At 36.8% G+C, this 15326-nt stretch carries 15 protein-coding genes; 3 read left to right on the top strand and 12 right to left on the bottom strand.

Features of this window, described 5'->3' with window-relative positions:
• Nucleotides 1–65: 65 nt before the first annotated feature.
• The 10 genes from pcsB to yfmF form a co-directional block, all read right to left on the bottom strand.
• Nucleotides 66–1283, bottom strand: coding sequence for a peptidoglycan hydrolase PcsB (gene pcsB / locus TZ96_RS00205; protein ID WP_045762422.1), 1218 nt, complete (start codon nt 1281–1283; stop codon nt 66–68).
• Between the two features lie 91 nt (nt 1284–1374).
• On the bottom strand, nt 1375–1869 hold the full coding sequence (mreD, locus tag TZ96_RS00200; protein ID WP_045762421.1) for a rod shape-determining protein MreD: 495 nt from the start codon (nt 1867–1869) through the stop codon (nt 1375–1377).
• Nucleotides 1866–2687 carry a rod shape-determining protein MreC gene (mreC, locus tag TZ96_RS00195; RefSeq protein WP_045762420.1) on the bottom strand — a complete coding sequence of 274 codons (822 nt, stop codon included), beginning with the start codon at nt 2685–2687 and terminating at the stop codon, nt 1866–1868. Before mreC ends, mreD begins: the two co-directional genes overlap by 4 nt.
• A 21-nt stretch (nt 2688–2708) precedes the next feature.
• Nucleotides 2709–3503, bottom strand: coding sequence for an energy-coupling factor transporter transmembrane component T family protein (locus tag TZ96_RS00190; protein ID WP_045762419.1), 795 nt, complete (start codon nt 3501–3503; stop codon nt 2709–2711).
• Nucleotides 3496–4335, bottom strand: coding sequence for an energy-coupling factor transporter ATPase (locus tag TZ96_RS00185; RefSeq protein WP_045762418.1), 840 nt, complete (start codon nt 4333–4335; stop codon nt 3496–3498). The genes TZ96_RS00190 and TZ96_RS00185 overlap by 8 nt, the downstream gene beginning before the upstream one ends.
• Nucleotides 4320–5147: an energy-coupling factor ABC transporter ATP-binding protein gene (locus TZ96_RS00180; RefSeq protein WP_045762417.1), complete on the bottom strand. Its 828-nt coding sequence runs from the start codon at nt 5145–5147 to the stop codon at nt 4320–4322. The genes TZ96_RS00185 and TZ96_RS00180 overlap by 16 nt, the downstream gene beginning before the upstream one ends.
• Nucleotides 5148–5149: 2 nt before the next feature.
• A complete protein-coding gene (gene pgsA, locus TZ96_RS00175) occupies nt 5150–5689 on the bottom strand; it encodes a CDP-diacylglycerol--glycerol-3-phosphate 3-phosphatidyltransferase (RefSeq protein WP_045762416.1) in 540 nt (179 codons plus the stop codon).
• 12 nt (nt 5690–5701) lie between these two features.
• Nucleotides 5702–6526 (bottom strand): cytoskeleton protein RodZ, encoded by an 825-nt coding sequence (gene rodZ, locus TZ96_RS00170; protein ID WP_080936287.1) that lies wholly within the window; start codon nt 6524–6526, stop codon nt 5702–5704.
• A gap of 37 nt (nt 6527–6563) precedes the next feature.
• Entirely contained in the window at nt 6564–7847 is a 1284-nt protein-coding gene (gene yfmH / locus TZ96_RS00165) for an EF-P 5-aminopentanol modification-associated protein YfmH (RefSeq protein WP_045762414.1), read from the bottom strand.
• Nucleotides 7844–9094, bottom strand: a complete 1251-nt coding sequence (gene yfmF, locus TZ96_RS00160) for an EF-P 5-aminopentanol modification-associated protein YfmF (protein WP_045762413.1) — start codon at nt 9092–9094, stop codon at nt 7844–7846. Before yfmF ends, yfmH begins: the two co-directional genes overlap by 4 nt.
• Nucleotides 9095–9255: 161 nt before the next feature.
• On the opposite strand from yfmF, the gene yaaA reads away from it, so the two are divergent.
• Nucleotides 9256–9624 carry a S4 domain-containing protein YaaA gene (gene yaaA / locus TZ96_RS00155; protein ID WP_045762412.1) on the top strand — a complete coding sequence of 123 codons (369 nt, stop codon included), beginning with the start codon at nt 9256–9258 and terminating at the stop codon, nt 9622–9624.
• 2 nt (nt 9625–9626) lie between these two features.
• Nucleotides 9627–10718 (top strand): DNA replication/repair protein RecF, encoded by a 1092-nt coding sequence (gene recF, locus TZ96_RS00150; protein ID WP_045762411.1) that lies wholly within the window; start codon nt 9627–9629, stop codon nt 10716–10718.
• Nucleotides 10719–10772: 54 nt separating this feature from the next.
• Here recF and guaB read toward each other — a convergent pair whose 3' ends face one another.
• Together guaB and trpS are read right to left on the bottom strand one after the other, a co-directional pair.
• Nucleotides 10773–12251 (bottom strand): IMP dehydrogenase, encoded by a 1479-nt coding sequence (gene guaB / locus TZ96_RS00145; protein ID WP_045762410.1) that lies wholly within the window; start codon nt 12249–12251, stop codon nt 10773–10775.
• Nucleotides 12252–12413: 162 nt separating this feature from the next.
• Nucleotides 12414–13439 carry a tryptophan--tRNA ligase gene (trpS, locus tag TZ96_RS00140; RefSeq protein WP_045762409.1) on the bottom strand — a complete coding sequence of 342 codons (1026 nt, stop codon included), beginning with the start codon at nt 13437–13439 and terminating at the stop codon, nt 12414–12416.
• A 205-nt stretch (nt 13440–13644) separates the two neighbouring features.
• Between trpS and TZ96_RS00135 the strand changes: the two genes are divergently transcribed.
• Nucleotides 13645–15267: an ATP-binding cassette domain-containing protein gene (locus TZ96_RS00135; protein ID WP_045762408.1), complete on the top strand. Its 1623-nt coding sequence runs from the start codon at nt 13645–13647 to the stop codon at nt 15265–15267.
• The last annotated feature ends 59 nt before the right edge of the window (nt 15268–15326 follow it).

Raw genomic sequence — 15326 nt, 5'->3', positions numbered from 1 at the left:
TATCAATACTATACAAAGGGTGAGATTAATAAAACCTCACCCTAAATTTAATAATAATTAATATGTTAGTTTGGATAAATGTATCTTACTGTACCACGTGATGCTGTAGGATTAAACCATCCACGATAATTTCCGATTGGTTGAGTTCCGCTACCATCATAGTTACATTCTGAAACTTGAATACGCGTTGTTGATTCAACAGCTGTAACAACCGCTACGTGTCCATAGCCACCATCATCCCAACAAGCAATCGCACCAACTTGTGGTGTAGAACCTGTACGGAAACCTGCTGCTGCTGCACTAGTAGCCCACTGACCACCATTACCCCAATAATCACCAGCCCATGGAGCCAAAGTCTTAGCACCCCATGTACATTGACCTGTAGGGTAACTTGAAGCATTTGAACTATAAGTTGGTCGTTGACTTACAGTAGTTGCTGCAGGTGTGTAGCTTGATTCATCATCTGATGATGAAGATGATGAAGAACTTGAAGTTGCTTGTACTTGTGCAGCAAAAGTTGTGTTGGCTGAAGCTGCAAGTGATTGTTGTTGACTTGCTTGTTTAGCTTTATATGCTGCTTCTGCCTCCGCTGCTGCTTTAGCTTCTGCCTCTGCTGCTGCTTTTTTCTCTAGCAAGCTAGCTTTTTCGTTTTCTGCTGTAGCTTTTTCAGCTGCAAGATTTAACTCAGCTACTTTCAATTCTGCTTGTTTTGTTGTCAAAGCTTGAGCATCGTCAGCAAGCGTTTGTTGGTTAGCAATGACTGTATTGATTGCTTCGTTGTTTGCAACTTGTTTTTCAGAGATAGCTTTCTTATCTTCTTTTTGTTGCTGCAACATTTTATTGTTTGCTGATACGATTTCACTCATAGCTGCTACACGAGAAATAGCTTCTGTGATTGAGTCAGAGTTAATAATCGTATTGATGTAACTTGTAGCAGTTCCGTTCGTTTGTGCGCTACGAGCTTGGTTTTCAAGCGATTCGTTACGTGCTACGATATTTTTTGAAAGCTCTGCGATTTCACCTTCAAGTTTTTTTGATTCTTCTTGAAGTTTTTCGTTTTCAGATTGTAATTTTTCTTGTTCTGATTGAATAGCTGAAACTTTAGTTTGAATTTCGTCTACTTGTTTTTGAGCTTCTTTCTGTTGAGCTGTCAAGTTACTAATTTTACTATCTTGAGCAGCAATCTTTTCATCTGTTGTATTTGCTTTAACACTTGAAAGAACAGCTCCTTGTGAGACCAATACTGTACTTAACAAAAGTGATGCTAGGATTTTTTTCTTCATAAGTGTAAATACTCCTTCTTTTAAGACAATACTAGTATATCAAAAAAAGGCTTAATAAATATTACGCCTTTATTACAGTTTTGTTTCTTTCTTATAGATATATTTTTTCAAAAATAAACTGAAAAACTAACATCCAGAGACAGTTTAATATCATTGACGGAACTAGACCATAGACGATAAAGACTGTTATACTTTCAGCAGTTAATCCAATCATTTGCGCTAGAAGAAAACTACCAAATTCAAAAGAGAAAGTCATCATTAAAATAGCTAATAGTCGAGTCCATCTATTTGACAAAATAACTGAGTTGCTTTTATACACTATTGCTCCAATAATCACAAATAGAAGACTAGCGACTCCAATCAAATGGAAGAAATAAATATCGTATATAAGCCCTAGAACTAGGCAATAAGCTAAAAACAGATACTCAGATACTTCTATTGTTTCAAACAACAAGAAGATGAAGATAAAGTGGCTCACAATTTGAAAATGTGGAAAAAAACTATTTACAAATTGCCCTAAATGACTGTCTATTAAGACAACTATAGGCAAGAGTAAAAACATCCCTATCTGCTTCAACAGTCTCATGATGGATTCCCCACTAACTCTACGACTTTTAGATTCATTGGATCAGCATGGAGTTTGACCATAACTTCTCTGGTTAGATAATCACTACTATGGGTAACTGATACAACCTCTCCTACGGGAATATCTGTAGTTTTAAAGTTGCCCAGACCTCCTGTAACTACCTTGTCTCCTTGGCTGATATCACTACTACTATTTAACTGGCTTATTTTAAGCAAGTCTTTTTCTTTGTCGTACCCAATGATAATGCCATATATACTAGTAGAACCGTGTTGGATTTTAACGGAGATTTTCTCCGTATTTTCCGCGTTGGTCAATAAGTTGACCACAGTAGAGTTATCTTCAACCTTTCCCACGCTTCCAATCAGTCCCCCACCAGCAATCACAAGCATATTACTGGTCACACCTTGTTGAGAACCTGAATCAATTGTCAACTCTTGTTTCCAGGTTGCCGGAGTTCTCGTGATAACGTCAGAAGCAATTAACTTGGTTGCATTCAATTTTGATTTCATATCCAATAACTGACGTAGTTGCTCATTTTCTTCCTTCAGACTGTCTGCTTCATTCGTTTCCTTCTTCATCTGATAGAGTTCTTTTTTGAGAGTTTCATTCTCATTATAGGTTCTGGTCAAACGACCTAAATCAGATTTTACGGAAGAAAGCCATTGAAAAGGCTTTTGTACTATTCTATCGACCAATGAAATTCCATCTCCAGCTTTTGTCACAACTGAACTTGATTGTGTTGTCACTAAAAAAACGGATACTACTAATACAACGACAAATAGAACAATGATATATTTTGATTTTTTAAAACGGTTCATACCTCTACCTTATATTACATTCTAAGATTTTAGCAAAAATAGAATTGCACCCAATACACAAACAAATAATAGCGCTATACTGTCTCTGTTCATCCAATTTAACTGTCGATACTGGCTACGTCCATTACCTCCTTGATAGCCTCTAGCTTCCATGGCTGTAGCAAGAGAATCTGCTCTTTTCAAACTGGTAGCGAACAAAGGAATCAAAATAGGAATCATGGCCTTAACCTTTTGAATTACATTTCCTTCTCCAAAATCTACACCACGCGCCTTTTGAGCATTCATAATTCGAATCGTATCATCCATCAAGGTTGGCACAAAACGTAAACTCATTGACAACATGAGTCCAATCTCATGAACTGGAACCTTAAATCTTTTTAAAGGTCCAAGCAAGGATTCAACCGCTGTTGCCAAGCTCAATGGCATGGTTGTCAAAGTAAGCAAGGTTGAGAAAAAGATAATCAACACAAAACGACAAAAAATAATTCCTGCCTGCTCAATACCATAGCTTGTGATTTTTATAAATCCCATCTCGAACAAGATTTGACCACCAGAGATAAAGAACAGTTGAAAAAGGGTTGTAAAAGCAATCAGAAAAAACATAGACCGCAAACCTTTTATAAAAAAAGATAAGGGAACTTCTGATAAAATGACAAATATGCCTGTTGCAATGAAGAGTATGAGATTTGTAATTGGATTATTGGCCCAAAAAGCGATGATGATCAATAAAATCATTGCTACTAACTTACTACGAGGATCCAAACGATGAATAATCGAATTTCCTGGTATGTATCGACCTAAAATCATATTATCCATTGATAAACTCCTTAAACTCCTCTATCGTTATCGGCAATTGTTCGAAAGAAATTCCTCTGTCAACTAGCCTTTGAGCAAATCGTGTGATTTTAGGAACACCCAATTGGATTTTTTCCATAAATTCGACATTTTGAAAGACAAGACTTGGCTTCCCACCCTTAACTAGTTTCCCTTTTTCCATCACATAAACTTGGTCAGCAAATTCGGCCACATCATCCATAAGGTGGGTTACTAAAACAATTGTTATGCCATCTTGATGAAGCTTTTTAAACAAGGTCATCAACTCTTTTCGACCAATTGGATCCAAACCAGCTGTTGGTTCGTCTAAGACCAAAATGCTAGGCTCCATCGCCAAAATTCCAGCAATAGCAACCCGCCTCATTTGTCCACCTGAGAGTTCAAATGGACTTCGTTCAAAGAGTGATTCATCGATTCCTACTAAAGCTAGTTTTTCACGCGCGATAGCTTCTGCCTCTTCTACAGAAACTCCAAAATTTTGAGGGCCAAAAGCCACATCTTTTAGGACAGTTTCCTCAAAAATTTGGTTCTCTGCAAACTGAAATACCAATCCAACTTGTTTACGAATTTGACGAATTTGCTTATTGACAGATGTTGATGTAATCAATGTATCAAAGACACGAACACTTCCTTCTGTAGGAACTAGCAAACCATTCAAAAGTTGAAGGATTGTAGACTTTCCGCTTCCTGTATGCCCAATAATCGCAGTATAAGAGCCATCCTCTATTGCCAAACTGACATCAGACAAGGCAGCTGAGGCAAACGGCGTTCCTTCTTGATACGTATAACTAACATTGTCTAGAATAATTCCCATAAAGCCTCCTCAAGTTCCTCTTCTGTAAGATAGAACTCTGGCAAATTCAAACCACTAGTACGTAGTGATTCTTTCAATTGGTTGACAAAGGGTTGATCTAAGCCAATTTGATTTAAATCTGACCTAGAAAATAATTCTCTAGGAGTGCTTGTTGACTCGACCTCTCCTTTTTTCATCACTAAAACACGGTCACTCATGGCCACCTCATCTAAATCATGCGTAATAGAGATAACTGTCATCTGGTGGTCTTGGCGAATCTTCTGGACTATCTTAATCAACTCTAGTCGTCCTTCTGGGTCCAACATACTTGTAGCCTCATCCAAGATTAAAATATCTGGTCGCAGAGCTACAACTCCTGCAATAGCTACTCTCTGTTTCTGACCTCCTGATAAACGAGATGGTTCCTTTTTAGCAAATTCAGCCATCCCAACCAATGATAAAGCCTCAGAAACGCGTTTCTTCATCTCTTCAAGTGGGATTCCTTGATTTTCCAGTCCAAAAGCAACGTCGTCTTCAACAGTTGCTCCTACGAATTGGTTATCAGGATTTTGAAAGACCATACCAATCTTACGTCTTTTTTCCCAGACATTTTCTGGAGTTAGGCAATCACCGTCTATCCAAATTTCTCCAGATTCAGCCTCGAGCAAACCATCAATCAAGCGAACTGTCGTTGATTTACCACTACCATTATGACCAACGATTGACAACCATTCTCCACGTTTCACGTGAAACGAAAGGTTATGAACATCATAATATTCTTGATCTGCCTGATATCGAAAAGACAGGTCTTTTATCTCAATAATCGATTCCATATCTAACGAAAGGTTCCTTTAAACAAATATGCGCTTCCCTTGAAATAATCATAACCAGAATAAACTGTGAAGAACAAGGCAATATAAAGAGTTATCTGACCAAGAACAGTCCAGTGAAGTAGCAAGAATATAATCGCAAACATCTGACTAAATGTCTTGATTTTTCCAGGCATAGCAGCAGCTAGAACGGTACCTCCTGTTTCAACTAAGAGCAAGCGCAAACCAGTGACTGCAAGTTCACGACAGATAATTATTGCTACCACCCAAGCTGGTGCCATCTTTAGACCAACCAACATAATAAAGGCTGACATGACCAATAATTTATCAGCCATTGGATCCGCAAACTTTCCGAAATTACTAACCACTTGCCATTTTCTAGCTAAATAACCATCTAGATAATCAGTGATACTGGCAATAGCAAAAATAACTGCTGCTATTTTATGTAACACAGGAGATGGTCCAACTGATAGAAGGAGAATAAAAATCGGAATAAATAAAATTCTACCAAGCGTAAGCATATTAGGAATATTCTCTTTTTTCATGTTATCCTTCCTTTAGTTTGAACTTAATGTTAGAGTAATCCAACCAGTTTGACCAGTTAATTTTGAAGTGTCAATTTCCTTATTATCAATTTTCACCGATACTCCTTTAACAACACCCAATGTTATGGTTACTGGAGATCCTTTAGAGATGGTTGTTTTGGCTGTTTTATTATTAGGTTCAAGAGTCACTCCTCCTGCTAAATCAGTATCCGAAACACTAATCCAGCTTGTTGTATCTGTTACAGATAAGTGAAGATCCGCAGAATCTTTAGATGTCTTATATTCCACTGACAAAGTATCTCCCTGACCTGAAACAGTCAAAGTAGTTGCCTCACTCGAACTTGATGAACTAGTAGCTTGACTACTACTTGATGCTACACTACTAGAGCTACTTGTTGAACTCACAACACTATAAGTTGCCGCAGAAGACGCAGTTGGTTGGGTTTGAATATAATTCCACACATAGTAGGTTACAAAAATTAAAATTGATAAAGAAAAAAGAACAAAGTAAAATAGCGGGAGAAATGAATTTTTCTTTCGATTAGACCGTCTACGTCCTGAAAGTTCAATCTCATCTACATCAACTTCTTCATAAGTAATCATACTTCCCGAATCATAGGCATCTAGAACGATATTTTCATCTAATTCAACAGCCCAAGCATACTTTCTCAAAAATGAACGAGCATAAAAAGTACTCGGTAGTTTATCAAAATCATCTGACTCCATTGCCTCCAACAAATCCAGCTGAATATCTGTCTTTCTGTGCAATTCCTCTAAGCTCAGTCCTTGGTTAATTCTTGCAAGACGTAAGACCTCACCAATTGTTTTTTTTCTCATACTTAACATTCCTTCTTTCTAGTGTATTTTCTAGCGATTATATCGGGAAAATTGTATAATCAACCATATCGCTATTATCTATCAAATCATGTCCAGCCTCTAGAACATCTTCTAAAGTAATTTCCTGCAAAAGTTTAGGAAGGTCAAACAGGGTAGAACCTGTATCGGTTGGATGATACTGAGTGGCAATGTATTCAAGGGAATCCATACTATGAAGAAATTCTCCATACATCTCAGTTTTTACAATATCCAAGTGATCCTCAGTTACATCCTCATCTTTAACAAAATTGCGAATAGCTTTACGAAATTGATGAGAAAGTGCCACAGGTTCCTTTGTATCCATTGTTAATATCACAAAATGGAAACGAGGATCTACTTCAATTTCTAAAGACAGGGAAGCATCCAGTTTACCTGTCTCATATAATTTTTGAAATCTTTGTGAAGTCCAACCAAACATCATTGTAAACAACAATTTCAATAAAAGATGATAACGATACTGATCTCGATTTCCGATGTCTTTATTTCCTCTAATACCAATCGCTAATTTTGGAGAAGCTACTTCCATCCGTAAACTTTCAGTAGTCTTTACAGGATGTAAAGGCATTTGTTCTCTCTTAAACTCATGTTTTTTTTCTTGAGGATGAGATTTCTTAGCAAAATAATCTTCAAGCAGTTCAAAATCAAAATTCCCCACTAAAAAGATATTACTATTGACAGGTCTGTAAAACTCTTTAAAGTTCTCTTCTAAATCCTCCAAACAAATAGCATCAATAGAGTTTTCACTACCAACAATATCTGAAGCTAAAGGACTTTCTGGATAGAGATTTGCCAAAGTCTTGAAAAATAGACATGAATCCGGATCATCCTGATACATCTCTCTTTCCTGCTGAATGATATCCTTTTCGCGCTCCACAGATTCTTCAGTCATATTGAAAGTAGTGACAAGTTCGTCTAGTAAATCTAAACACTCTAGAACATTTTCAGAAGTCGAGAAAAGATAGCTAGTGTTAGTAAAGCTCGTAAAGGCATTACTTTCAGCACCCAACTCTGTAAAAGCTGCCATAACATCTCCAGAATCTTCTCTTTCAAAAAGCTTATGTTCTAAGAAATGAGCGATTCCTTGTGGATATTGTTGTAAGTCCTTATCATCCACTGTAAACCTTGTGTCAACAGAACCAACTTGGACACTTACAACGCCATAAACCTCGTTAAAGTCCTTTTTAGGTAGTAAAGTAACTGTCAAACCATTTTCTAAGCTAGTTTGATACAAAGTTTCTTTTACAGCAGGATAATATTTCTTTTGAAAAGTAGGTCTGGTCATTCTGCTCCTTCCATAAAATAAATAGCCTGCAACTTAAAACTGTTTGCTGCTTCACAAATTGCTTCTCTATCAACTTGTTCAAGCTTATCGATTAAAGTTTTTGTGTCAAGATTCGACTTACCAAAAAAAGTTGACAAATAATATTTATCGACGATAGAATCTTGATTATCCTGAGCAAGTAGTATTGATCGACGAATCATTTGTTTGGTCTGATCAATCTCCTTATCTGTAAACTTGCCATTTTTTATGTCAAGCAACTGATGATTCATCAATTTTCTTACTTTGTTTCGATTTTGCCGATCAATTCCAGCAAACAATCGTAAAAATCCACTAAAGAGATCCAAATGACTTGATACCGTATAGGCCAGTCCCTCTTTTTCTCGCACTTGGGTAAATAGTTTCGAATGAGGAAAGGCTCCTAAAAGACCATTTACAAGAAGCACTGCCATCTGTTCTTCATCACCATATGCCACTGAACTATGGTAGCCCATCTCTAAAACAGACTGTCCTAATCTCTTTCTAACAATACCTTCTCTAAGAATATTAGAATAGGCTTGCTGATATTGAATGTTTACAACTGATTTACGACCTGTTAAAGGAAATTTATGTAAAAACTCTAAAACTTCAATTTCATTAAAATCGCCTAAGAAGAAAATATCTATTTGGTCTTCTTTTAGCATTTTTTGATAGCTTGAAAAACATGTTTTTGAAGTCTCTTCTGAAATTCTAGAAATCAAATCTTTTGGAACTAGCTGCATTGATTCTTCTTGGAAAAACAATTGATCCAACTCTTTATGTGCAAAGAAGAATGGGTCTTCTAATTCTGATTCCAGCCTTGATAAGATCTGTTTTTTCTCGATGTCAAAAGCATTTTTCTCAAATCCATCCTCATCCGACAATGGTGTAAACAGAACCTGATGCAGTAATTCTAAAATTTGAGAAGTTAATACGTTTTTCTTACTTAAAAATTCATCACGCACATAGGTAATATTCAAATCCACAAGATGACTTTGTCCTCTTCGATAGGCGTGCGCTGACAAATCAGTTCCATACAAGGTTGCTAAACATTTTCTAAACAGTTGAGCAGTTGGATAACTTTGGTTGGCAGTTTCAAGCATACTGGCACTTAACATGCGACTTGAAATTGAATCCAAAGACAATGGAGCTGTGAAACGCACAGTAATTTTATTGGTTTTAAATTTTTTTGATTGGATAAAATGCACTGCAATTCCAGGTACTAACTCCATCTCTTACCTCCTTCTACATAGAGTTCTATTATACCATGAAAAGAGAAAATTTTCTTGTTCTCTTTACCCCTTTTAGAATTAAAATCGCTTTCATTTCTAACGAATTTACCTCTGCCATTTCAAGGTAAAATATGGTATAATACCAAAGATTGAGGTGAACTATGGAATACAAATTATTTGAAGAATTTATCACTCTCCAAGCTCTCTTGAAAGAACTTGGTATTATACACAGTGGTGGAGCTATTAAATCCTTTTTAGCTGAGCATCATGTCTACTTTAATGGTGAATTAGAAAATCGTCGTGGAAAAAAAGTAAGAATCGGAGACTCTATAGACATTCCTGACATGAAAATCCAAATCATTCTGACGCAACCGAGCTTAGAAGAACAGGAAGAATATGTCCAAGAAAAACTTGAGATAGAACGTGTGGCTAAACTTGTCAAAGAAATGAATAAGACGGTCAAAAAAAAACCAACAAAAAAGACCCAAAAAGCTAAAACAAAAACTGCACCACGTTTCCCAGGTAGATAAGTATGTGGCTAAAAAACTTATCCATCAAGCAATTTAGAAACTATCAGGACACCGAAATTGAATTTAATCCTAAATTAAATGTATTTGTGGGTCGAAATGCTCAAGGCAAAACTAATCTTCTGGAAAGTATTTACTTTTTAGCTTTAACTAGAAGTCATCGGACAAAGACAGACAAGAATTTAATCCGATTTGAAGAAGAACAACTTCAAGTTTCTGGAATTCTTCAAAAAAGAACGGCTACTGTACCACTTGAGATTGACTTAACCCCAAAAGGTCGGATTACTAAAGTCAATCACTTAAAGCAAGCTCGGCTATCTGACTATATTGGACACATGAATGTTGTTCTATTTGCACCCGAAGATTTACAACTTGTCAAAGGAGCACCAGCTATCCGACGTAAGTTTATAGATATGGAACTAGGACAAATCAAACCCATATACTTGTCAGATTTGTCAAGCTACAATCATGTGCTCAAACAAAGAAATACCTACTTAAAGTCAGCGAATCAGATTGACGAAACATTTTTATCTGTTCTAGATGACCAGCTAGTAGACTACGGTTGTCGGGTGATGGTCCACAGAGAAGAATTTATAAAAAAAATGGAATCTTTTGGTCGTAAAAAACACTTTGATATTTCGGACCAATTAGAAGAATTGTCAATTCGTTATCAACCATCCGTAAACTTCACTGACAAGGGAAAACTAGCAGAATCTTTCTATACCGCACTTCAAAAAAGTAGATCAAGAGATTTATTTAAGAAGAATACTGGAGTTGGCCCTCATCGGGATGATATGATTTTCTTAATCAATGGAATGGACGCAAGCTTTGGAAGTCAAGGACAACATCGTAGCCTTGTTCTTTCTATTAAACTAGCTGAAATCGAATTAATGGAGAGCATTACAAAAGAATCGCCTATACTTTTACTTGACGATGTTATGAGTGAACTTGACAATACTCGTCAACTTAAATTATTAGAAACTATATCTCAAAATATTCAAACCTTTATTACAACAACTAGTTTAGAGCATCTTCAAAACTTACCAGATAATCTCAGTATATTTACTGTAAAGAACGGTCAATTATCTGTAAACTAAATTTTACATTGGCGTAAACAACAAAAAATCTCCTGTTTTACAGGAGATTTTTTATTACATTGAGTAGTTTGGTGCTTCATTTGTGATTTGCACATCGTGTGGATGGCTTTCTTTTAGACCGGCACCTGACATTTCGATAAATTGAGCATTGTCATGCAATTCTTTAAGGTTAGCTGCACCACAGTAACCCATACCAGATCGGATACCACCAATCATTTGGAATACGATATCAGCTGCTGCTCCTTTATATGCAACACGTCCTTCAATTCCTTCTGGAACGAGTTTATTTGCTTCATTGACAGAGCCTTGGAAGTAACGGTCGCTTGAACCTTTCTTCATTGCAGCGATTGAACCCATACCACGATATGTCTTGAACTTACGTCCTTGGAAGATTTCAGTTTCTCCTGGAGCTTCATCTGTTCCTGCAAACATTGATCCAAGCATTACTGCATTTCCACCAGCAGCAAGGGCTTTAACAATATCTCCAGAATACTTGATTCCACCATCAGCAATGATTGTTTTGCCATATTCACGTGCAACTGCTGCTGCATCATAGATAGCTGTAACTTGTGGAACTCCTACACCTGCGATAACACGAGTTGTACAGATTGAACCTGGCCCAATACCAACTTTAACAACGTCAACTCCTGCATCATAAAGGGCACGTGCACCTTCAGCAGTGGCAATATTTCCGGCAATTAGTGTACGATCTGGGAAGTGCGCACGGATTTCAGCAATTTTACGAAGAACACCTGCTGAGTGACCATGGGCAGTATCGATAACAATGGCATCTGCTCCTGCTTCAAAGAGGGCTTCAGCACGTTCAAAAGTATCAGAAGTTACACCTACCGCACCAGCAACTAGAAGACGACCGAACTCATCTTTAGCTGCATTCGGAAACTCAATCACTTTTTCAATATCCTTAATCGTGATCAAGCCAGAAAGACGACCTTCTTCATCAACCAAAGGAAGTTTTTCAATACGGTGTTCTTGAAGAATGCTCTCAGCTGTTTCAAGATCTGTTCCAACAGGAGCAGTAACAAGATTCTCACTGGTCATATGATTTGAGATTGGTTGATTGTAATCTGAAATAAAACGAAGGTCTCGGTTTGTTAAAATACCAACCAATTTACGATTTTCAAGAGTTTCAACCACTGGAACACCACTGATACGGTAACGTCCCATGAGTTCATCTGCTTCTGCAATTGTATGCTCTGGAGTCAAGAAGAATGGATCAATGATAACACCATTTTCAGAACGTTTTACCTTACGAACTTCATCTGCCTGCTGTTCAATAGACATATTTTTATGGATAACACCAAGACCACCTGCACGCGCAATAGCAATAGCCATTTGGCTTTCTGTTACAGTATCCATGGCTGCTGTAATAATTGGGATATTTAAAGTCAAATTATCTGCCAATTTTGTTGTTAAATCCGCATCATTAGGCAATACATGACTCTCTGCTGGAATAAGCAATACATCATCAAAGGTAAAACCTTTTTTCAAAAATTTAGTGTCCCAATTAGACATTGAAGTTTCCTCTTTTCTTTCTTTTTGAGCTTGACGCTTTTTGTATTGTATCTATCATACCATTCTATGAAAATTTGTCAATTATATTGATAATAGATAATGTAAAAAAACTATCCCTTTAATTTTAAAGAAGAGATAGTTTTAGAGTTCATATTTTATCTATTAATGAAAGTAATTTAGACCCATTGCAGCTTTTACTTCTGAAAGCGTTTGACCAGCAACTTCTCGAGCTTTTTCACTACCTTTTTGAAGCATATTATACACTTCACCCATATCTTTAGCATATTCTAGACGACGTTCACGGATTGGACCAAGTTCACGTTCTAGGATTTCCAGTAGATACCGTTTAGTCTTGACATCACCTAAACCTCCACGTTGATAATGCTCTTTCATGTCAGCAATTTCTTGAGCATCTTCAGGACGTCCGAAAACATCTAAGTAATGGAAGACCATATTTCCTTCAATCTTACCTGGATCCTCGACACGAATGTGATCTGGATCTGTATACATACTCATTACTTTCTTACGCAAAGTATCTGCATCATCTGACAAGTAGATACCATTATTAAGCGATTTAGACATTTTGGCATTTCCATCAAGACCAGGTAAGCGACCTGCTCCTTCATTTTCAGGATAAATTCCTTCCGGTTCTACTAAAACATCACAATTATAGGCATGATTGAATGAACGCACAATCTCACGCGTTTGTTCAATCATCGGTTTTTGGTCTGTACCTACAGGAACAAAGTTAGCCTTAAAAGCTGTGATATCTGCTGCTTGAGCAATTGGATAAACTAAAAATCCAGTTGGAATACTTTCTCCAAATCCTTTCTGAGCAATTTCTGTCTTTACAGTAGGATTACGCTCCAGACGAGCCAAAGACACTAGATTCATGTAATACATAGACAACTCTGCCAATTCTGGAATCTGGCTTTGAATGAAAATCGTTGATTTATTAGGATCCAATCCCACTGCAAGATAGTCCAAGGCAACATTCCCTATAGACTCTACAATAGTTTGTGGATCTTTTGCATGGTCAGTTAAAGCTTGCTGGTCAGCCAAAAAAACAAACATGTCATATTTATCTTCTTCCTGTAATAACACACGATTTTTTAAGCTACCAACGTAGTGCCCAATATGTAATTTCCCCGTTGGACGATCTCCTGTTAAAATAATGGGTTTATTCATCTTATTCTCCTTTGATATGGTCCTTTCAATTATAGCATTTTTTTGATAAAAAGACAGATAATTTTTTTATCAAATAATTACGATTTCAACTACTTAACTGTAAACTTTCTGTAAATATTATTTACAAATAATTGACAGATAAAAATTTGAATATTTGCTGATTTTCTAGTAGAATTAGAGTATTACATATAATAGGAGAAAAAAATTGCTAACAGTATCTGATGTTTCACTACGTTTTAGTGATCGCAAACTTTTTGATGAGGTCAACATCAAATTTACAGAAGGAAACACCTATGGTTTAATTGGTGCTAACGGTGCAGGTAAATCAACATTTTTAAAAATCTTAGCTGGTGATATCGAACCTACAACTGGTCATGTTTCTCTTGGTCCTGATGAACGTCTTTCTGTGCTTCGTCAAAATCACTTTGACTATGAGGATGAACGTGTTATTGATGTTGTTATCATGGGTAATGAAAAACTATACAACATCATGAAAGAAAAAGATGCTATCTATATGAAAGCAGACTTTACTGATGAAGATGGAGTTCGTGCAGCTGAGCTTGAAGGAGAATTTGCTGAACTAGGTGGTTGGGAAGCTGAGAGTGAAGCTTCACAACTCTTGCAAAACTTGAATATCCCTGAAGATCTTCATTATCAAAATATGAGCGAACTTGCAAATGGGGACAAAGTGAAAGTACTTCTTGCTAAAGCTCTATTTGGTAAACCAGATGTACTTCTTCTAGATGAGCCGACCAACGGTCTTGATATCCAATCTATTACTTGGTTAGAAGATTTCTTGATTGACTTTGATAACACCGTTATTGTCGTATCCCATGACCGTCACTTCTTGAACAAAGTATGTACTCACATGGCCGACCTTGATTTTGGAAAAATCAAACTCTATGTCGGAAACTACGACTTCTGGAAAGAATCTTCTGAGCTTGCTGCTAAATTGCTAGCAGACCGTAATGCAAAAGCAGAAGAAAAAATTAAGCAACTCCAAGAATTCGTTGCTCGTTTCTCTGCTAATGCTTCTAAATCAAGACAAGCAACATCACGTAAGAAAATGCTTGATAAGATTGAACTTGAAGAAATTGTGCCATCTAGTCGTAAATATCCATTTATCAACTTTAAAGCTGAACGTGAAATCGGAAACGATCTCTTGACAGTAGAAAATCTATCTGTCAAGATTGATGGCGAAACTATTCTTGACAACATCAGCTTTATCTTGCGTCCAGGTGACAAGACAGCTCTAATCGGTCAAAACGACATTCAAACAACTGCATTGATTCGTGCTATTATGGGTGATATTGACTATGAGGGAACTGTCAAGTGGGGAGTTACAACTAGTCGCTCATACTTGCCAAAAGACAATTCAGCTGATTTTGCTGGGGGTGAATCTATCCTTGACTGGCTCCGTCAATTTGCAAGTAAAGAAGAAGATGACAATACCTTCTTGCGTGGTTTCCTTGGTCGTATGCTCTTCTCTGGAGATGAGGTTAACAAACCTGTAAACGTCTTGTCAGGAGGAGAAAAGGTGCGCGTGATGCTATCGAAACTCATGCTTTTGAAATCAAATGTTCTTGTACTTGACGATCCTACAAATCACTTAGATTTGGAATCTATTTCAAGCTTGAACGATGGATTGAAAAACTTCAAAGAATCTATCATCTTCGCCAGTCATGACCATGAATTCATTCAAACATTGGCCAACCACATTATTGTCCTATCTAAAAACGGTGTAATCGACCGTATCGATGAAACTTATGATGAATTCTTAGAAAATGCTGAAGTACAAGCAAAAGTCAAAGAACTTTGGAAAGACTAAATAATACTTTAAAACTCAGTTGGATTACCCAACTGGGTTTTCTAACATTCTATGAGGTA

Origin of the sequence: Streptococcus infantis, assembly GCF_000963255.1 — a bacterium.
GTDB lineage: Bacteria > Bacillota > Bacilli > Lactobacillales > Streptococcaceae > Streptococcus > Streptococcus nidrosiense.
This window is presented reverse-complemented; position numbering and strand designations above follow the sequence as displayed.